This window comes from Sphingomonas sp. SKA58 (assembly GCF_000153545.1).
In the GTDB taxonomy this organism is placed as follows: domain Bacteria; phylum Pseudomonadota; class Alphaproteobacteria; order Sphingomonadales; family Sphingomonadaceae; genus Sphingobium; species Sphingobium soli.
Genome location: NZ_CH959307.1, coordinates 284,999 through 303,053, shown reverse-complemented (window position 1 = coordinate 303,053; position 18,055 = coordinate 284,999). Strand labels below are relative to the sequence as shown.

At 63.9% G+C, this 18,055-nt stretch carries 24 protein-coding genes; 10 read left to right on the top strand and 14 right to left on the bottom strand.

The window, feature by feature from the left end; all coding sequences use genetic code 11:
* Positions 1-27 precede the first annotated feature (27 nt).
* The 5 genes from SKA58_RS10770 to SKA58_RS10750 all read left to right on the top strand — a co-directional run bounded on the left by SKA58_RS10770 (position 28) and on the right by SKA58_RS10750 (position 2,709).
* The gene (locus SKA58_RS10770) at positions 28-534 is read left to right on the top strand and encodes a YbjN domain-containing protein (RefSeq protein ID WP_009822455.1); all 507 of its coding nucleotides are present in this window, start codon (positions 28-30) and stop codon (positions 532-534) included.
* A gap of 3 nt (positions 535-537) precedes the next feature.
* Positions 538-1,350, top strand: a complete 813-nt coding sequence (locus SKA58_RS10765) for a pyrroline-5-carboxylate reductase family protein (RefSeq protein ID WP_009822454.1) — start codon at positions 538-540, stop codon at positions 1,348-1,350.
* Between the two features lie 63 nt (positions 1,351-1,413).
* Entirely contained in the window at positions 1,414-1,926 is a 513-nt protein-coding gene (locus SKA58_RS10760; RefSeq protein WP_009822453.1) for an asparaginase domain-containing protein, read from the top strand.
* A 41-nt stretch (positions 1,927-1,967) separates the two neighbouring features.
* Positions 1,968-2,375 (top strand): hydroxyisourate hydrolase, encoded by a 408-nt coding sequence (gene uraH, locus SKA58_RS10755; protein ID WP_037543428.1) that lies wholly within the window; start codon positions 1,968-1,970, stop codon positions 2,373-2,375.
* Between the two features lie 79 nt (positions 2,376-2,454).
* Positions 2,455-2,709 carry a hypothetical protein gene (locus SKA58_RS10750; RefSeq protein WP_009822451.1) on the top strand — a complete coding sequence of 85 codons (255 nt, stop codon included), beginning with the start codon at positions 2,455-2,457 and terminating at the stop codon, positions 2,707-2,709.
* Positions 2,710-2,796: 87 nt separating this feature from the next.
* Here SKA58_RS10750 and SKA58_RS10745 read toward each other — a convergent pair whose 3' ends face one another.
* The 5 genes from SKA58_RS10745 to SKA58_RS10725 form a co-directional block, all read right to left on the bottom strand.
* Positions 2,797-3,324, bottom strand: a complete 528-nt coding sequence (locus tag SKA58_RS10745; protein WP_009822450.1) for a CarD family transcriptional regulator — start codon at positions 3,322-3,324, stop codon at positions 2,797-2,799.
* 237 nt (positions 3,325-3,561) lie between these two features.
* Positions 3,562-3,900 (bottom strand): ferredoxin FdxA, encoded by a 339-nt coding sequence (gene fdxA / locus SKA58_RS10740; RefSeq protein WP_009822449.1) that lies wholly within the window; start codon positions 3,898-3,900, stop codon positions 3,562-3,564.
* A gap of 115 nt (positions 3,901-4,015) precedes the next feature.
* Complete coding sequence (locus SKA58_RS10735; protein ID WP_009822448.1) at positions 4,016-4,663, bottom strand: heme exporter protein CcmB; 648 nt, start codon at positions 4,661-4,663, stop codon at positions 4,016-4,018.
* Positions 4,660-5,259, bottom strand: coding sequence for a heme ABC exporter ATP-binding protein CcmA (gene ccmA, locus SKA58_RS10730; protein WP_009822447.1), 600 nt, complete (start codon positions 5,257-5,259; stop codon positions 4,660-4,662). The genes SKA58_RS10735 and ccmA overlap by 4 nt, the downstream gene beginning before the upstream one ends.
* Positions 5,256-5,663 carry a metallopeptidase family protein gene (locus tag SKA58_RS10725; protein WP_009822446.1) on the bottom strand — a complete coding sequence of 136 codons (408 nt, stop codon included), beginning with the start codon at positions 5,661-5,663 and terminating at the stop codon, positions 5,256-5,258. The genes ccmA and SKA58_RS10725 overlap by 4 nt, the downstream gene beginning before the upstream one ends.
* Before the next feature lie 41 nt (positions 5,664-5,704).
* Here SKA58_RS10725 and SKA58_RS10720 point away from each other — a divergent pair, with 41 nt between their 5' ends.
* A complete protein-coding gene (locus tag SKA58_RS10720) occupies positions 5,705-5,995 on the top strand; it encodes a 4a-hydroxytetrahydrobiopterin dehydratase (RefSeq protein WP_009822445.1) in 291 nt (96 codons plus the stop codon).
* On the opposite strand, the gene SKA58_RS10715 is transcribed toward SKA58_RS10720, so the two are convergent.
* From SKA58_RS10715 to SKA58_RS10705, 3 genes are all read right to left on the bottom strand, one after another.
* Entirely contained in the window at positions 5,996-6,499 is a 504-nt protein-coding gene (locus SKA58_RS10715; RefSeq protein WP_009822444.1) for a hypothetical protein, read from the bottom strand. It lies immediately after the preceding gene.
* A 29-nt stretch (positions 6,500-6,528) separates the two neighbouring features.
* Positions 6,529-8,862, bottom strand: a complete 2,334-nt coding sequence (locus tag SKA58_RS10710; protein WP_009822443.1) for a patatin-like protein — start codon at positions 8,860-8,862, stop codon at positions 6,529-6,531.
* A gap of 69 nt (positions 8,863-8,931) precedes the next feature.
* Positions 8,932-9,630, bottom strand: a complete 699-nt coding sequence (locus tag SKA58_RS10705; RefSeq protein ID WP_009822442.1) for an endonuclease/exonuclease/phosphatase family protein — start codon at positions 9,628-9,630, stop codon at positions 8,932-8,934.
* A gap of 87 nt (positions 9,631-9,717) precedes the next feature.
* Between SKA58_RS10705 and radA the strand changes: the two genes are divergently transcribed.
* Both radA and SKA58_RS10695 read left to right on the top strand, forming a co-directional pair.
* A complete protein-coding gene (gene radA, locus SKA58_RS10700) occupies positions 9,718-11,085 on the top strand; it encodes a DNA repair protein RadA (protein WP_009822441.1) in 1,368 nt (455 codons plus the stop codon).
* Positions 11,086-11,096: 11 nt separating this feature from the next.
* Positions 11,097-11,615, top strand: coding sequence for a CvpA family protein (locus SKA58_RS10695; RefSeq protein ID WP_009822440.1), 519 nt, complete (start codon positions 11,097-11,099; stop codon positions 11,613-11,615).
* A gap of 4 nt (positions 11,616-11,619) precedes the next feature.
* Here SKA58_RS10695 and SKA58_RS10690 read toward each other — a convergent pair whose 3' ends face one another.
* The 5 genes from SKA58_RS10690 to SKA58_RS10670 form a co-directional block, all read right to left on the bottom strand.
* Positions 11,620-11,808, bottom strand: a complete 189-nt coding sequence (locus SKA58_RS10690; protein WP_037543425.1) for a hypothetical protein — start codon at positions 11,806-11,808, stop codon at positions 11,620-11,622.
* 65 nt (positions 11,809-11,873) lie between these two features.
* Positions 11,874-12,770 carry an NAD-dependent epimerase/dehydratase family protein gene (locus SKA58_RS10685; RefSeq protein WP_037543422.1) on the bottom strand — a complete coding sequence of 299 codons (897 nt, stop codon included), beginning with the start codon at positions 12,768-12,770 and terminating at the stop codon, positions 11,874-11,876.
* A 24-nt stretch (positions 12,771-12,794) separates the two neighbouring features.
* Positions 12,795-13,922, bottom strand: a complete 1,128-nt coding sequence (proB, locus tag SKA58_RS10680; protein WP_009822437.1) for a glutamate 5-kinase — start codon at positions 13,920-13,922, stop codon at positions 12,795-12,797.
* Positions 13,923-14,021: 99 nt separating this feature from the next.
* Positions 14,022-15,113 (bottom strand): GTPase ObgE, encoded by a 1,092-nt coding sequence (gene obgE, locus SKA58_RS10675; RefSeq protein WP_009822436.1) that lies wholly within the window; start codon positions 15,111-15,113, stop codon positions 14,022-14,024.
* A gap of 30 nt (positions 15,114-15,143) precedes the next feature.
* Positions 15,144-15,761 carry a TetR/AcrR family transcriptional regulator gene (locus SKA58_RS10670; RefSeq protein ID WP_050763032.1) on the bottom strand — a complete coding sequence of 206 codons (618 nt, stop codon included), beginning with the start codon at positions 15,759-15,761 and terminating at the stop codon, positions 15,144-15,146.
* A 54-nt stretch (positions 15,762-15,815) separates the two neighbouring features.
* Here SKA58_RS10670 and SKA58_RS10665 point away from each other — a divergent pair, with 54 nt between their 5' ends.
* The gene (locus SKA58_RS10665; RefSeq protein WP_009822434.1) at positions 15,816-16,679 is read left to right on the top strand and encodes a metal-dependent hydrolase; all 864 of its coding nucleotides are present in this window, start codon (positions 15,816-15,818) and stop codon (positions 16,677-16,679) included.
* Between the two features lie 32 nt (positions 16,680-16,711).
* Entirely contained in the window at positions 16,712-17,245 is a 534-nt protein-coding gene (locus SKA58_RS10660) for a GNAT family N-acetyltransferase (protein WP_009822433.1), read from the top strand.
* A gap of 52 nt (positions 17,246-17,297) precedes the next feature.
* On the opposite strand, the gene SKA58_RS10655 is transcribed toward SKA58_RS10660, so the two are convergent.
* Complete coding sequence (locus SKA58_RS10655; RefSeq protein WP_009822432.1) at positions 17,298-17,870, bottom strand: GNAT family N-acetyltransferase; 573 nt, start codon at positions 17,868-17,870, stop codon at positions 17,298-17,300.
* Positions 17,871-18,055: the final 185 nt, after the last annotated feature.

Here is an 18,055-nt window from a genome sequence, read left to right as displayed (position 1 = left end):
GCCGTCCTGCGGTGTTAAGGCGCGCCGATGATGGATAGCGACGAATTTGAACAGGGCGGGCAGGAAGCTGCGCCGATTGACATGCTGGCCGCTTATTTTGAGGCGCACGGCTGGAGCTTCGACCAGGTCGGCGAGGATGAGATCGTCGGCAATACGCAAGGGTCCTGGGCGCAATATGAATTGCGCGGCATCTGGCGTGACGAAGATCAGGTGCTTCAACTGCTGGTGCTGCCTGACGTGCGCGTGGCGGAAGACAAGCGTTCGGCGATCTATGAAACGCTGGGCCTCATCAACGAGCAGCTATGGATCGGCCATTTCGAATTATGGTCGTCCAGCGGCATAGTTTTGTTCCGCCATGGAGCCCTGCTGGGTGCGGGCGGCACGCTGACGCTCGATCAGGCGCAATTGCTGGTCGAAACCGCGATTGACGAATGCGAGCGCTTCTATCCGGTATTCCAGTTCGTCCTGTGGGGCGGCAAGTCGCCGTCAGAGGCGATTTCGGCCAGCCTGATCGAAACCCGCGGCGAAGCCTGATCCATGGCCAAAGGCTGGCCCGAGCATCTCTTCCTCGTCGGTTGCGGCAATATGGCCGGACAGATGTTGAACCGTTGGTTGGACTGCGGTCTTGACCCCAGCCGCGTCACAGTCCTGCGGCCAAGCGGTGGGCCCGTAGCGGACGGGGTCGATGTGGTGACGACCTATCCGCAGGCGCTGGCGCACGGTACGACCGTGATGCTGGGCATGAAGCCCTATCAGGTCGCCGACGTCGCAGCGCAGCTGGCACCGCTTTGCCATGCCGAAGTCTCGATGCTGTCGATCCTGGCGGGGACGACGTTGGGGGACTTGCGTGCGCGTTTCCCGGCGACGGGCGACATCGTGCGCGCGATGCCGAACCTGCCAGTCGGCATGGGGCAGGGCGTTGTAGCCCTCTACACCGATGCACATACTTCCCCATCCGGCAGGGCGAATATGGAGGCTCTGCTGGGACCGCTGGGCCTTTCCGAATGGATGGCGGACGAGGCGCTGTTCAACCGGGTGACGGCGCTGTCGGGTTGTGGACCGGCCTTTCTCTTCCGCTTTGTCGACGCGCTGTCGCGAGCAGGGGAGGCGATCGGTATTCCAGCAGATCAGGCCGCGCGAATGGCGATGGCGACAGTGCAGGGCGCAGCCAATATGGCGGCGGCGGCGCAGGTGACGCCGGCGACATTGGCCGATCAGGTGGCGAGCCCGGGCGGGATGACGCGTGAGGGCCTGAACGTCCTGGACGCGGACGATCGGCTGCTGACGCTTATGACCGAAACGCTGGAAACGGCGCGGGATCGCGGAGAGGCGATGGAGCGCGGGGACTGATGGGCGGTTCCCCTTCGAAAAGCGTTAGGCTAGAGGCCCCGCAAACATCCTTCGGAGTATGTCATGCTGTCCCCCAACGCCCCGATCCTGCTGCTGACGACTGGCGGCACCATCGACAAAATCTATTTCGATGCCCTGTCCGATTATCAGGTTGGTGAAACCGTGATGGCGAAGCTGCTCGACGTAGCCCGCGTCAAGCGGCCTTTCCGGATTGAGGAAGTCACCCGCAAGGACAGTCTGGAACTGGATGACAAGGACCGTGCGCTGGTCGCGGCCCGGGTCGCAGCGGCGCGGGAACGGCACATCGTCATCACCCATGGCACCGACACCATGACCGAAACGGCCAAGATGCTGAAAGGCATAGAGGGCAAGACGATCGTGCTCGTCGGCGCGCTGGCCCCTGCGCGCTTTGGCGAGAGCGACGCCAGCTTCAACCTGGGCATGGCCTTTGCGACGGCGCAGGTCGCTGATCCGGGCGTCTATATCACCATGAGTGGATCAGTCTTCCTCGCGGATAAGGTGGTCAAGGATCGCGCCAAGGGTGCTTTCGTCCCGGTCGGGGACGGGACGGCCTGAACATGCGTTTTACATATCGTCCAAAGTTGGAAGGTGCCGTCATGAAGGCCGTTTACGCATTTTCTATTTCAATCCTTGGCGCTCTTGCCGCCCTGCCGATGCCCGCGGCAGCATCGGAGATTTCGACCCATGTGCTGGACCTGGCGACGGGCACCGGCGGCGCGGGCATCCCTGCGACGCTGGAGCGGAAAAATGACGCTGGCGACTGGGTTGCGGTCGGCAGCGCGGCGACCGATGCCAATGGCCGTGTGCGCAACTTCGGGTCGGAGGTGGTGACGCCGCCGGGCATCTACCGGATTCGCTTCGACATCAGCCGCTATGCGGGCGCGGGGGCCAAGCCCTTTTTTCCTGAAATCGACATTGTATTTCGCGCTGATGACGACAGCGCCCACTATCATGTGCCGGTTGTCATGAGCCCCTATGGCTATAGCAGCTATCGAGGCAATTAGAGGGCCGATCGGGAACCTCCGTATCCTATTCGGCATTGATCCTGCCGGGTGGCACAACAATGAGGAGGAGGACGAGATCATGGCCGATTACCAGGTCGAACAGGAACGACCGGCAACTACCACGACCACGGTGATTGAGCGTCGCAGTGGCGGCGGCATGACGCTGGCGATATTGTTGCTGGTCGTCGTGGTGGCGGTCGCGGCCTTCTTCCTGATCAGCAGTGAAACCAGCAAGGACAATGCCGTGTCCAGCGCGGCTTCTCAGGTCGGCGAAGCAGCTAGCAGCGTGGGTGATGCGGCCCAGGACGCCGCGGGCGCCGTAAAGGATCAGTAGGCTCTGGTCGCCGCGACAAGGGCGAAAAAAGGAGCGCATCGACAGGGTCGAAGCGCTCCTTTTTTATGTCTCAAAAACGACGAATGATCAGCCCTCGACCTTCGCATATTTGGGCGCGGCCTCATTCAGGATGCGCAGGATTTTCTGCAGAGCGCTGGGTTCGTCCGTCTCTTCCATAGCGGCCAGTTCGCGCGCCAGGCGGCTCGAAGCGGCTTCGAAAATCTGGCGCTCCGAATAGCTTTGTTCCGGCTGATCGTCGGCGCGGAACAAGTCGCGGGTCACTTCGGCGATCGACACCAGATCGCCCGAATTGATTTTTGCTTCATATTCCTGCGCACGGCGCGACCACATGGTGCGCTTGACCTTGGGCTTGCCCTTGAGCGTTTCCATGGCCTCTTCCAACGTCTTGTTGGAAGACAGTTTGCGCATACCTACGCCTTCGGCCTTGTTGGTCGGCACGCGGAGCGTCATGCGCTCCTTTTCGAACCGGAGCACATAGAGCTCCAATTCCATGCCCGCAATCTGCTCCTTCTGAAGCTCGATCACACGGCCAACGCCATGCTTGGGGTAAACGACATAATCACCAACGTCAAAGGACAGCGCCTTGGCAGCCATTTGATACCTTTCCAATTCTAGCGGGAGGCGGACCGTCGCGGAGCAGCGAAACAAAGCGGAATGCCACAATGTGCCCGGCGCGACCCGTCAAGACATGAAGTTCATTCTCCAGGGCCGCATCTAGGGGAATCCGACCGTTGCGGCCGCTTTTAGCAGATTCGTAACAAAATTACCACCCCCAGACATAATCGCTGGGAGCGTGGCTCGATATGAGACGTTAACGCGATCGAGGCTGGCTTAGTCTCCCTTGCCCGGTTCGGGAGAAAAGAACTGCTCAAGCTTGTTCTCGACGCCATTCATGGCTTCGGCATCAGCCGGCGCATCGCCCTTGACCGTGATGTTGGGCCATTCGGCGGAATATTTGGTGTTGAGCTCCAGCCATTTTTCCAGGCCGTTCTCGGTGTCGGGCAGGATCGCCTCGGCAGGACATTCCGGCTCGCACACACCGCAATCGATGCACTCGCTGGGGTTGATAACCAGCATATTTTCCCCCTCGTAGAAACAATCCACGGGGCAGACCTCGACGCAATCCATGAATTTGCAGCGGATGCAATTGTCGGTCACGACATAGGTCATTGTTCGGGCACTCTTGTCCTTGGGAAAAGCGCCGCCCTGCTATGCCCGCCGCGCGTGAAGGTCAATGAGGATATTATTGACCGGCGTTTAGAGCCGGTTTGGCGGCCGCCTGTCGCTATTCGCGCCCGGCGCGCAGCGCTGCCCCGCCTGCGAAAGGCGTGATCGCGACTAGCAACAGCGACGCGGCTGCGAGAAATTTGAGCGCGGCTCCGCTGCCATCCCCCAATGTGCCGGCGCCGAAAATCAGCAGCGGCACGGCAAGCGGCAGCGCAAGGAGCCCCGCCAGCGCACCGCTGGAGCGCAAACCGGCAGTGAGCGTAGCTACGAGCAGGCCAAGGGCAGCAAGTGCCGGCGTACCGATGAGCAGGCCGATTTCGAGGCGGACCAACATCGCGCTGTCCAGCTTCAGCAAGGCGGCCGCGGGCAGGGCCGCAAGCATCAAGGGCGGTCCAAAGCCGATCCAGTGCGCCACCAGGCGGGCCAGCACGATCATTTCTTCGCCAATGCCACGGGCGGCCATCTGATCAAGCACGCCGGCCTGCGCATCCGGGGCGATCAGGCGATCCACCGGCAGCAGGCTGGCGAGCAGCGCGGCGATCCAGAGCATGCCTCCTCCGGTACGCGCGAGCAGCCGGGCGTCGGGCCCGACCGCGAAAGGGTAGAGGCTGGCGACGAGCAGCAGGAACGCCACAGGCAGCCAGAGCCCGGCCGATATCCAAGCTTGCCGCAAGTCCCGGCGGACGAGAAGCCACACCAGCCTCATTCCGGCGCGACCAGATGGTCTGGCAGGTGGATCGTCACCGGCGCGGGGAAGGAAAGAGGTTGGTGGGACGCGACGAGGGAGATTCCCCCATTGGCCAGATGACGCTCAACGGCGTAGCCCAGAAGTTCGAGCGAGGCGGCGTCGAGGCCATTGCCCGGCTCGTCCAGCAGCCATATCGCTGCACCGCTCGCGATGGTCCGCGCAAGCATGGCGCGCTTTCGTTGCCCCGTCGAAAGCATTCGCACCGGCACGCAGGCAAGCGGGCCCAAGGCCATGACGTCGATTGCGGCATCGACCTGCGCCGGGTCCGCCTTGTCGATCGCGGCCCAGAAGGACAGCGCCTTATGAAGCGTCGCATCGCTGTCCAGCGCCAGCTTCTCGTCGCATAGCGCCACGCCCCCGCTCCGGGCTACCGATCCGGTGAAAGCCGGAAGCAGCCCGGCGCAAAGCCGCAATAGGCTGGATTTGCCCACACCATTGGGACCGGTGAGCATCGCGCCGGTCCCTGAAGCCAATGTCAGGTAAACGCCGCGGAACAGCATCCGCCCGCCGCGCACGCAGGCGACGTCGTCGAGCCGCAGCGCCGCATCGATCATGATCCGACCATATCCTCCAGCACGTGCATATCGATGTCGGACAGACCGAAATGATGGCCAATCTCATGCACGACGACATGGGTGATGAGGGCGTCGAGGGGCACCCCGGTTTCGACCCATTCGTCGAGCAGGGGACGGCGAAACAGGTGGATCATAGGGGGCGTATCGCCCGTCTGCGCGTCTTGCCCGACCGGGCGCCCGGTATAAAGCCCAGTGAGGCCGAAGGGGTCGTCAATGTCCATCGCCCGCAGCGTGTCGGAATCGGCGAAGTCTTCGACAAACAGCACGACGTTGAGCAGATGTTCCCGAAAGGGATCGGGCAGCCGGCTCAGAGCTTCAAGTGCGAGCGTTTCGATGTCCTGCGCGGTAGGCGCGAAGCGCGGCGGTTGACGGGTCTGCGACATGACTGCCACATAAGCGCAAAGCGCCGCCAAGGGATAGAGACATGATCGCCAGGTTGAACGAAGACGAACGCGCCAAGGCGCTTGCGCACCTATCGAACTGGACTGCGATTACCGACCCGGACGGACTATCCCGCCGCTTCACCTTCGCCGACTTTAACGCCGCCTTCGGTTTTATGACGCGGGTCGCCATTTTGGCGGAGAAGGCCGACCATCATCCAGAATGGTCCAACGTCTATAATCGCGTCGACATTGTGCTGACAACGCATGACGCAGGCGGCCTGTCCCAGCGGGATGTAGACCTGGCGCGGGCGATCGATGGCTTGCTGGAGTGATCAGCGATAGCTGAGCTGCGTTTCGATCCGGTCGTCATAGCCTTTCAGGGCGGCGATCACCGACGGGTCGCCGGCATAGCGCCGCCGCAGCATAGCCAGGCGCGCGTCCGTGCCCCGGCAAAGCTCGTCGATATTTTCCTGGATGAAGGCGCGGCGTTCAGCGTCATAGGGGTCCTCGCCGCGAAAATGGTCGCAGCCATCGCGCGAAACCATGAATTCCGTCACCTCACGCGGAAAGGGCGCGGCGCTGGCAGCGACGTCGGATGGGGGTAAGTCGAGCGGGAAGTAAGGGGCGGGTTGCGTACGCACGGTGACGACAGGACTGGCGGGCGTCGGAGCGGCGGCCGCTGCTGCCGGCGTAGGCTTCGTTGGCGCAGCGGGCTGAGGCGCGGGCGGTTCCGGGGCGGTAGCCTGAGCGGCTGCCGGCTGAAGCGGCTGGGCAACATCGTCCGTCTGCGCGCTGTCGTCGGACGCACGGCAGCCGGCGGTCAGCGCCAGCATCATAGCCATCGGAACCAGCACCAAACGCCTGCTCACCCGATTTCCTCCCGCAAGCTGGCGATCAAGTCCGCAACATGCGGCAAGCGCGACTCTTCCTCGTCGAGGATCGCCAGAAACGCCGCCCGCCTATAGTCGGCCAGCATGTCTGGCGAAAGCCGACTTGCCGCAGGAACACTCGAATTCACGATGTCTAGAAGCCGTTCGATGCCGTGCAGCCGCCCCCATAGATAATCATTTTCGCGATAGACCCGGCTGAAAAATGCGCCGAAGTTGTTGAATTCTATCCCTTTCAGCGTTGCTTCGGCGCCGCCCGGACGAATGGCGGAGCAATCTTCCGGTGAAATCCGGTCCACCTTGACCGGATCATATTCATCCAGAGTGTCGCCCTGGAGCAACGGTAGAGAGGCAATGTCAGTGAAGGGAAAGCCGAGATAGGCCAGCAACATGATGCGGCGACCTGCCTTGGGCAGCCCGGCCAGAGCCTCCGCCAGCATCCGGTCGGCCGACTCGTCGCGGGCCTTGAGGTCCCGCGCCGCCGCCACCGCATCCAGCGCGGCAGCGGCGTCGCCAGGTACGGCCTTGGCTGCGGCAACGACGCTGTCGCCATAAAAGTCATGGTCTTCGCATTCGGCATAGAGAGACAGCGCGCCATAAATCGCGTCATGCATGGCGAGCACCGCAGAATCCTCCGCCTGCGCCTCTATCTCCAGAGTTTCGGCCAGACGGCGCGCCATAAATCGCAGACGGCGGATGCGGAACGCCAGGTCGTGGGCGCGGAAGAAGGCGACGGGTGCCGCGGCCGATCCGCTGCTTTCGCTTAATTGGTCGGCGCCCTGATTGCGCACCGCTGCCCATATTGCCTGGCGATAGGCTTCGCGCATCATGGCGCTATCCTCTCCGCTCAACCGGAACAGAAGCGCACAAAGCGATTCGACGATGCCCGACAATTTGAGATGGCCATAAGCGGGATAGGCGAAGCCGGCAGCGCCGGCGGCGCGCTGCTGCGCCTTGGCGCGCCAGGCTGACAGACGCGCGGGCGTTGGCCGGTCCAGAAACAGCATGCGGCCGACCGCGCTCTCCACATCCGCCTCAATGCCGGGGCGCAGCGCGTCGAAAATCCGCCGCATGCGACGGATTCGCGCGGAATGGCGGTCGATGACATCCAGATTGTCGCGAATGGGTTGTTCGCGCGGAATGTCGGACAGCGCGCCGAAGATGGTGCGGAAAAAGCCGGGAAGGGGCGGAGTAGCTCCGCTCGGCAGGTCTTCCTGCTGCCCCTCCTTGTTAAGGCGGATGGACCGGTGCCCCGGCTTGGGATCGATGTAGACGAAGCGCCGATCCACCTCGCGGCGTGATGGCCGGTTACGCAGCGCGCCGATCGCCTGGGCGAAGGGAGCGTTGGCCAGGACCGATCCGTCGATCAGCACGGCATCCTCGGCGGCGCCGCGCGCGGCATGACGCGGGAGGGCGCGCGCGAGAAAAATGTCGCGGGTTGGCCAGTTGCGGTGTTTGCGCTTCAGCACCCTATCAAGTTCCCGCGCGGTAAAGGGCGGGAAGGCGCCGGGGAAACTGGCCGTCGCGCGGGCGGCGAACACCAGTTCGGCAGTGTCGGCGAACAGCCTTTCGCCCCGCCCGCGCGCGCGGAAGCCGATGGAGAGCCGATGTTCGGTTTCGATGACCTGCGGCGGACTGTTGAGATTAAGGCTTTGGGGATGGCCTTCGAAATCCGTGACCGTGACGAACAGGTCGAGCGGATGGCCTTCAGGCAGCAAGGGCGGTCCCCGATCGGCCGCCGCCATGGCATCGAACGCGTCGAGCAGCATGGTGGTGAAAATTTCTCCGCCGAACGGCGGGTCGAACCAGCGCGACCGGATGAAGCGCGACAATTTCATCCGCACCTCCTCCCGGGTGCCGGGCGCCACGGTGCGTTCCACCGCATCGCCCGGATGGCGCGCCGCCATCCAGACGAGCGGCGTCGCCCAGAATTTGGTGAAAGCGCGGGCTGGTCGGGCGTCGGGGTCCAGCAATTGATCGACATCGGCATTGTCGAGCCAGAGGTCGGTCAGTGGTTCCAAAGATTGCCCGGTTTCTATCGCTTGCGCCAGGAAGATGCCGTTGATGCCGCCGGCGCTGGCTCCTGCGATGATGTCGGGCATGACGCGCAGGCGAATGCCGCTTTGCGTCTCGATCGCGCCGATGAGCGCGCGATAGACGGCTTCGCTGCCGCTGCTGGGCGCTGCATTGTCATGATAAGCACGGCTGGCGCGGGCGAGCCGCCACACTTCCTTGGTGATGCCGTGCATGTAGATGGCCAGGCTGATGCCGCCGTAGCAGACCAGCGCGAGCCGTAATTCCCGCTCCTTCATGGTGTCAGGGTCGCAGAGGCAGAGCGCATTGTCGAGGGCGATGACAGGTGGCCGGACAGCAAGACGACCTCAATCAACAGAGAATTCCGCCCAGATCGGCAGATGATCGGATGCCTTGCGCGCGGCGGCGCTTTCATGGACGCCGCAGGTCTTCAGGGTCAGTTGGCTGCAATGCATGATACGGTCCAACCGGGCGACGGGCCGGCGAGCGTGAAAGCTGCGGCCGCAGGGGGCAAAGCTGTAATGACGGCCAAAATCAGCAAGACACCCACCATTTGCGCTCCATTCGTTGAGATCGCCCATCAAGATGGTGGGCAAGCTTTCGCCTTGTGCAGCAGCATGGATGACCGCAGCCGCCTGCCGGCGACGCCACAGGCCCGACAGGTCAAGATGCATGCCAAACACGCGCACAGTGATGTCCTTCGCCGTGATTTCCGCCATGGTCGCGCCGCGCGGTTCCAGATAGGGCAGGTGCAGCACGTCATGGACGCCAATTTCGGCTTCCTTGCGAACCAGGATCGCATTGCCATGCCAGCCCATCGAGTCGGTCTGGATATTGAGCGGCACGGACTTGTAACCGCTCAACATGTCGAGCAGCAGAGGCGGAATGGCGGCTGAGCGTACGCCGAAACGTCGGTCCGCTTCCTGCAGGGCGATGATGTCCGCGTCGACCTCCCCCAGGACTTCCAGCACCCTTTCCGGGATCCGTCGCCGATCGGTGCCAATGGCCTTGCGAATATTGTAGCTGGCGACGCGGATCGTTTTCATGCCGTTTCAATGCCCGAGCATGGACGATGTTTCCACTGCGACCGCGATCGTTCTTGAATTGTTCCTTGCCTTTCGCCATGACAGGTCATGGCCAAGGCAAAGCGAAAATTCGTCTGTCAGCAATGCGGCACCGTCACCAGCCGATGGCAGGGGCAGTGTGAGGATTGCGGCGAATGGAACAGCATTGTCGAGGAAGCCGGGGAGACGGTCTTTTCCGCGCGGCACGACCTGCAAAATGGCGGCCGAGCAATCACGCTGGTGGGTCTTGACAGCGCGGTCGAGCTGCCCCCCCGCACGAGCACCGGCATTGCCGAATTCGACCGGGCCCTAGGGGGCGGCATCGTCCATGGCTCCGCGACCCTTATCGGCGGCGATCCGGGTATCGGCAAATCGACCCTGCTGCTCCAGGCGGCGGCGCGGATCGCGATGCGCGGCCTTTCAGTCGCCTATATCAGCGGTGAGGAGGCGGCCGACCAAGTGCGGTTGCGGGCGCAGCGGCTGGGCCTTGGCACCGCGCCGGTGCAATTGGCGAGCGCCACATCCGTGCGCGACATATTGACCACGCTGGGGGAGGGGCCGCCGCCCGCGCTGCTCATCATCGATTCGATCCAGACGATGCACAGCGACCTGATCGAGGGCGCACCCGGCACCGTCAGCCAAGTGCGCGCCTCGTCCCAGGAACTCATCAAATTCGCCAAGCAGCGCGGCACCGCACTGATCCTCGTGGGGCACGTCACCAAGGATGGCAGCATCGCGGGGCCGCGCGTGCTGGAACATATGGTCGATACCGTGCTGGCGTTCGAAGGCGAACGCAGCCACCAATATCGTATCCTGCGCGCGGTCAAGAACCGCTTTGGCGGTACCGACGAGATCGGCGTCTTCGCGATGGTGGCCGAAGGGTTGGAGGAGGTCGCCAATCCGTCGGCTTTGTTCCTCACCAACCGGGACGAGACGGTGACAGGCGCAACGGTCTTCCCGGCGCTGGAAGGGACGCGACCCGTGCTGGTGGAGATACAGGCGCTGGTCGTGCGCCTGTCGAGTGGCGCGACGCCGCGTCGGGCCGTCGTCGGCTGGGACAATGGCCGGCTGGCGATGATCCTCGCCGTGCTGGAGGCGCGCTGTGGCCTCAGTTTTTCGACGGCCGAGGTATATCTCAACGTCGCGGGCGGGTATCGCCTGTCCGATCCCGCCGCCGATCTGGCCGTCGCGGCCGCGTTGATCTCGGCGTTATCGGAGCGGCCGGTGCCCGCCGACGTCGTGCTGTTCGGCGAAGTCGCTTTGTCGAGCGAGATCCGGCCCGTCGCACATGCGCCGCTGCGGTTGCGGGAGGCGGCCAAATTGGGCTTCAACCGGGCCTTCGTGCCCGCGTCCGCCAGTGATGGCGTGAACGGGATAGCGGTGAGTGGTTTTCGCACGCTCGCGCAGCTGGTTGACCAGATGCTGGGACGCGGATAGCCACGCAGGCGATGAACGCCATCGACATTCTCGTTCTGCTCGCCATCGGCGGGTGTGCCGTGCTGGGGCTGCTGCGCGGTTTCGTGCTGGAAACCCTGTCTCTCATCGCCTGGGTGCTGGCGATCTTCGCCATCCGCCTCTTTCATGCATCGGCTGCCGAACTGCTCAGCGCCTTTGTCGGCTCGCCGAGCGGTGCGGCGGTGCTGGCGCTGGTCCTTGTGTTCGGCGTCACATTCGGCGCGGGCAAGATGCTGGCCCATGCCATCGGCCGGCGTACGCGCCAGTCGATCCTTGGGCCGGTCGACCGGGTCTTGGGTGCGGGCTTTGGCGCGGTGAAGGGCCTGATCGGCGCGACGTTGATCTTCCTTGCCTTCAGCCTGGTCTACGACACTTTCTACGGCAGCGGTGCACGCCGGCCCGATTGGCTGAGCGACGCGCGCACCTACCCGCTGCTCAATGCCAGCGGGCAGGCGATCAGCGCATTTCTAGCCGAGCAACGGGCAAAGCAGCCCGCGCCCGAGGATCGCTGAGGGCTCAGTCGTAGCTTTTGCCGGTATGCTGGGTCACATTGGCGCCGCCCCTGGCCTGATCCTCCTGCAATTCCTCGCCATGCCAGATGTTGCGCGCCAGGAAGATGACGATGACGATCGCCAGAATAAGGCCAACGACCCAGCATCCTGCGCGTTGCAGGCGGCGGGCGCTGGGCTGTTTTGAAGGGGGCATGCGTTCGGTCATGGGAACCCAAGCGCCGGCTGGCCACAAGGGTTCCGTTATCCGCTAACCCAGGATCAGATCCAGCCCTTTTCCCGATAGGCGGCCGCCGTGGCTTTGAGACCGTCTTCGGTCGGAATCTGGGGCATCCACAAGCGCCGGGGCGGCTGCATCTCTGGCGTGACCACCCAGTCGGGATGGCAGAAATAGTCCACGCGGTCGGGGGTCAGCTTCGCCTTGCCGCCGCGTATCATCCGGTCTGCCCGCGCCGCCATGCCGAGTGCCCAGCGCGGCGTCGCCAATGTTCGCACCTGCCGCCCCACGGCTCTGCCGATTGCGGCGCCGAAATCGTGATGATCCCAGCCGCCCGGCGTGCCGTCATCGACTTCGTAGCTGCGGGCGAGACTATTTTCGGTTTCCTTCGCCGCCGCCAGCAATAGCCGCGCCAGATCACCGACATGGATGACCGACAGCCGCCCGCCGGGGGGCAGCATCATGATCCCGCGCTTGGCCATGCGGAACAGGTCCAGCATTTCGCGATCATTGGGGCCGTAAATGGCGGGGGGACGCACGATCGTCCAGTCCAGCGCGCTCGCCTTTACGTGGCGTTCGGCCAGCGCCTTCGACCAGCCATAATCCGACAATTCGGGCTCGCGCGCGGCGAGCGAGGAGACATGGACCAGCCGACGGATGCCGCGCCGGCGCATGGCGTCGATGACCGCCACCGTCCCGCGCGCATTGCCGGCCTCGAAACCGGCGCGGTCGGGCGCATTGACGACGCCGGCAATGTGGATGACGGCATCGGCGTCGCGCACCAGCGTATCAAGCGCGGCGGCGTCTTCCAGAGCCCCTGGCACCCATTTCAGCCGGGCGCGGGGCGGTTGCGCCCGCCGCGTCAGCGCATTGACGCGCAGACCTTCTCCCAATGCCTGTTCGAGCACGTCTGTGCCCACAAAACCGGTTGCGCCGGTCATGGCGATGCGAAACGGCGCCATGGCTCAGATCATTGCCAGATGGTCGCGATGGACCAATACCGACCGGGGCATTTCGCCCAGCAGGGCGGGTATGTCCTCGCTGCGGCGGCCTGCGATCCTGGCGGCGGCGACGCTGTCATATTCGATCAGGCCACGCGCGATCACGCGGCCGTCCTGCGCCACTATGTCGATCACATCGCCGCGATCGAACACACCTTCGACGCGGGCGACACCGGCGGGTAACAGGCTGTTGCCCTTGGCCAGCGCCTGTTCCGCGCCTGCGTCCACGATGATCCGCCCTTGAGTCGTCAACCGACCCGCGAGCCAGCCCTTGCGCGCGCCCTTGGCCTGCGCGGCCAGAAATATGGAGCCCCGCCCACCATCGACCCAATGCGACAGCGGCGCGTCAATCTTGCCAGATATAATTGCCAGATGCGCGCCTGCCCCGGTGGCGATGCGGGCCGCCTGTATCTTGGACACCATGCCCCCCGACCCCATACCCGACGCGGAGCCGCCGTCCGCCATCGCCGCGATCCGCGCGTCGATCGTCTCGATCGTATCAATCAACATCGCGGTCGCATCGACCTGCGGGTTGGCGGTGTAAAGCCCGTCAACATCGGAAAGCAGGACAACCGCGTCAGCCCGTGCCGCCTGTCCGATACGCGCCGCCAGCCGATCATTGTCGCCGAACCGGATTTCAGCGGTCGCTACGCTGTCATTTTCGTTGACGACGGGCACGACGTCGAGCGTCATCAACCGCTCCAGCGTCGCCGATGCGTTGAGGTAGCGCCGCCGGTTTTCCAGATCGTCCAGCGTCACCAGCATCTGTGCGGCCGTGATGCCTTGCTGATCGAGCAGGCCCGCCCAGCATTGCGACAGTGCGATCTGCCCGGTGGCAGCGGCGGCCTGCGCATCTTCGAGCGACCCTCGCCCGCCTTTGGGCAGTTTGAGCCGCCTTGCCCCCAGCGCGATGGCGCCCGAAGACACGATGATGACCTGCTGTCCCGCCGCCTTGCGGGCAGCGACGTCCGCGACCAGCGTGCGCAGCCAGTCAACGCGCACCTCTCCCGCAGGATCGACCAGCAGGGCCGAGCCGACCTTGATGACGAGGCGGCGGACGAGCGCAGGAGGGAAACCGGAGAGGGGGTTCATGGCGGTCTAAAATACAATCCATTCGCTTCGAGCTTGTCGAGAACCCTCGCGCATCGTTCTCGACAAGCTCGAACCGAACGGAGGCAGGCTATGGGGTTGTCAAATCGGCGACCATGGCTTCTCGGCCTCAGGCGCGTCCTCTTCCTCACGTGGTGCCGGAGCGTCCAGCATCGGCAGCACCGCGTCCAGCAGCGCGCCGACGCCTTCGCCCGTTGCGCCCGAAATGATGAACACATCCTCGACGCCGGCTTCCTCGCGTAACTGGTCGGCAATGTCTTCCATCAGTTCCTGACCCAGCAAGTCCCCCTTGTTGAGAGCGACCAGTTGGGGCTTTTCGTCCAGCCCTCCGCCATAAGCCGCCAGTTCGTCGGTCACGATGCGAAAGGCTTCGACCGGATCGTCGCCGGTCGCGTCGATCAGGTGCAACAGCACCCGGCAGCGTTCGATATGCCCCAGGAACCGATCGCCGATACCTGCTCCTTCGGCGGCTCCTTCGATAAGGCCGGGAATGTCCGCCAGCACAAATTCGCGATCGCGGTGGAGCACGACGCCAAGTTGCGGTTTGGTGGTGGTGAAGGCATAGGCGCCGACCTTCGCCTTGGTATTCGTCACTTGATTGATGAGCGTCGACTTGCCCGCATTGGGCATGCCGACGAGGCCGACATCAGCCAGCAGCTTGAGGCGCAGCCATACCCACATTTCCTGGCCCGGCCAGCCCGTGCCATGCTGGCGCGGGGCGCGATTGGTGCTCGTCTTGTACGAGAGGTTCCCCCGCCCGCCATCGCCGCCGCGCAGCAGGACGATGCGCTGGCCTACCTCGGTAAAGTCGGCAAGCAGTTCCTGCTCATATTCCATCGATCCGTCTTCGTCCTCCGTCCCCTCGATCGGGGTCGGATCGGACAGGATCTGCGTGCCGACCGGCACCTTGACGACCAGGTCGTCGCCGCCCGCGCCATAGCGATTCTTGCCCATGCCGGGCTGGCCGCGCTGCGCCTTGAAATGCTGGGTGTAGCGAAAATCGATCAGCGTGTTGAGGCCGGCCACGGCTTCAAAGATGATGTCGCCGCCCTTGCCGCCATTGCCGCCGTCCGGGCCGCCATATTCGACATATTTTTCGCGCCGGAAGCTGACTGCGCCAGGACCGCCCCAGCCGGACTTGATAAAGATTTTCGCTTGATCGAGGAAATGCATGGCGCGCCCATAGCCCCATTGGCGGCAAAGTTAAACCTCGGCTTGCGCGGCGATCGTCGCGGCCTCCTGCATCAGGGCAAAGGTGAGGCTGCGGGTCGCGATTTCACGCGCCTTGGCCCGTGGCAATCCGATCGCGGCGGCCATCGGCCCACCCAATTGCGAATCGCCCAGTGCGAGCAGGACCAGCATCAGCGTATTTTCCCGGATCAGTTCAGCAAGGTCCGCGCTCAGCGCACTGCCGGCGAGCCGATCGACGAGGCGGTGGATCGCTTCCACCACCGGGTCGAGCGCATCCTCATTGCCTGATGCGAGCATCCAGCTGGCGAGCGCGCCCGCGCCCTGCGCGTCAAAGGCGTCGAAGGTCATATCGACGATAGCGCGCGGACCCACTTCGCCGCGTCGGGCGGCCTCCACCGTCTCGCCGATGCTGGCGGTGATGGTCTCGGCCAAATGCGCCGCCAGCGCCTTTTGCAGCCCGGCCGCCGATCCGAAATGGTGGAGAAGATTGGCATGGGTACGATCGATCCGGCTAGCCACGGCCTTCAGCGTCACGGCCTGCGGTCCCGCCTCGATCAACAGCGCGCGCGCGGCCTCCATGGCGGCGAGGCGGCTCTGGTCGGGGCTAAGGCGTACGCGTTTTATTGACATTGGTGTCAGTTTCTCTTATTTACATAAATGTCAGTAAGTAACGGAGGCGTCCTCATGACACCCACCGACCTCACCATCACCCCCCGGGATCGTCGTTTCGGTCGGGATCGCCGGGCACAGCGACATTGGCTGAATGGCGATCCGATCGCCACGGCTTTCTTCAATGCCCTGTCGATCACCTTTCCCCGCGGCGAAGCCTTTTTCATCGAGTCCGTACGGGCCTTCCGCGATGGGGCGCCGGACCAATTGGCGCGGGAGATTGCGGCCTTCACGCGGCAGGAAGTCGTGCATAGCCGCGAACATGTCGCCTTCAACCGGCAAGTGACCGATCACGGTTACGACGTGTCGCTCCTGGATGCGGACGTGACGATGGTGCTGGAACTTGCGAGGCAGCGGCCGCCGATCATCAGCCTGGCGGCCACCATGGCGCTGGAGCATTTTACCGCGATTCTTGCGCATCAGTTGCTGCGCGATTCACGGTATCTGGACGGGGCCGATCCCGAAGTGGCCGCGCTCTGGCGCTGGCACGCCGTCGAGGAAATCGAGCATAAAGGGGTGGCGTATGACACATGGGTCCATGCAACCCGCGACTGGCCGCGCTTTCGACGCTGGTGGGTCAGGTCGATAATGATGCTGGTCGTGACACGCCATTTCATGCACCATCGCGCCCGCGGCATGATGGATTTGTTGCGGCAGGATGGGGTGACGGGCTCGGCTGCATGGGGCGGGCTGCTGCGCTATGCGCTGCTGCGTCCCGGCATATTGCGGAGGGTCGCTTTGCCTTGGCTCGGCTATTTCCGGCCCAACTTCCATCCCTGGGCCGTGGATGACCGGGATCTGATCGCCAGTGCCGACACGCCCTATGCGGCGGCCCGGATGGATGACCGGAAGGATGAATTGTCGCCCTCAATGGCTTGACCGGACCAATGGCTCCGCTCTTTAATCGAGCGATGACCAACGCGCCGATATTGGAGACCGCCCGCCTGATCCTTCGCCCGCACAGCCTGGCTGACTATGCCAGCTGCCGGACGCTTTGGGCGGACGAGCGGGTGGTGAAGCATATTGGTGGCGCGCCGCAGGACGGGCAGGCGGTGTGGTTCAGGTTGCTACGCTACGCCGGCATGTGGTCGTTGCTGGGCTATGGCATGTGGGCGATCGAAGATCGAAAGAGCGGCGCCTTCCTGGGGGAAGCGGGACTGCTTAGTGCCGCGCGGGGACTGCCTGAACTGGAGGGCGTGCCGGAAGCCGGCTGGGTGCTGACGCCCGACGCCTGGGGCAAGGGGATCGCGCTTGAGGCAATGACTGCGGTGCTGACATGGGCCGACGCCCATGGTGAGGCGCCATCGCTTCGCTGCATCATTCATCCCGACAATGTTGCGTCCATCAGTGTGGCGCAAAGACTGGGCTTCTCCGCGCTGGTTGATACCGATCTTTCCGGTACCCCCACGCGCGTCTTTGATCGTCCCAAGGGCGCGATCCCTTGAACGGGATGGCGACTGTCGAAATCGCCACCCCTTTAGGGCTGCATCGGCCGGGTTAGGCGGCGACCGGCAGGTCGTTTGCGTAAGCGTCCATCATTGGATCGTCATTCATGCCGCCGCCTTCGCCTTCCTCGAAGATCAAGCAATCGACGATTGCGTTCCGGCCCAGGCTATGGCGCTTCTGCGTTTCTCCGGTGAAGCGGAAGCCAAGTTTGCGCAGGACATTGCCGGATGCCGGGTTGTCGGCGCAATGGGCGGCGCGGATGGTGCGTATGCCATTGGCGCGCGCCATGCCGATGACGGCGCCGGCTGCTTCCGTGGCGAAGCCCAGGCCCCAATAGGCGCGGGCAATCCAGTAGCCCAGTTCCGGCGCGCCATCAGCACCAGGATGCACGCCGCAGCCGCCGATCAGACGCGGAGCACCCCGCGTGCGCGAAAAGGCAAGCAGCCGGGGCATCCGGGGATGATGGGGCAGGGCCAGAAACCGCTGCGCATCCTCTGCCGTATACGGATTGGGCACATGCGATAAATTGCGCAGGACCGCAGGGTCATTGATGGCCGCGGCCAGCGCCGGGGCATCTTCCATCCAGCCGGGCCGCAGCAACAGCCGGGGGGTGCGGGCGAACATTCTTGTCTCTCCTCTCGTGCGCGTCGTTAGCCGGCGATGATGACGGCTTGACGACGGTCTCCTCCGGTTGTTTTCCTTGCCCGCATGACGCGCGAGAAGGCGTTGAGTTCCAGAGGTTTAAGGGAATTTTGAAGAAGGTTTCGCCCCACGGAAAAGGGGCGCTTCCTGCCTATGAGGAGCGCCCC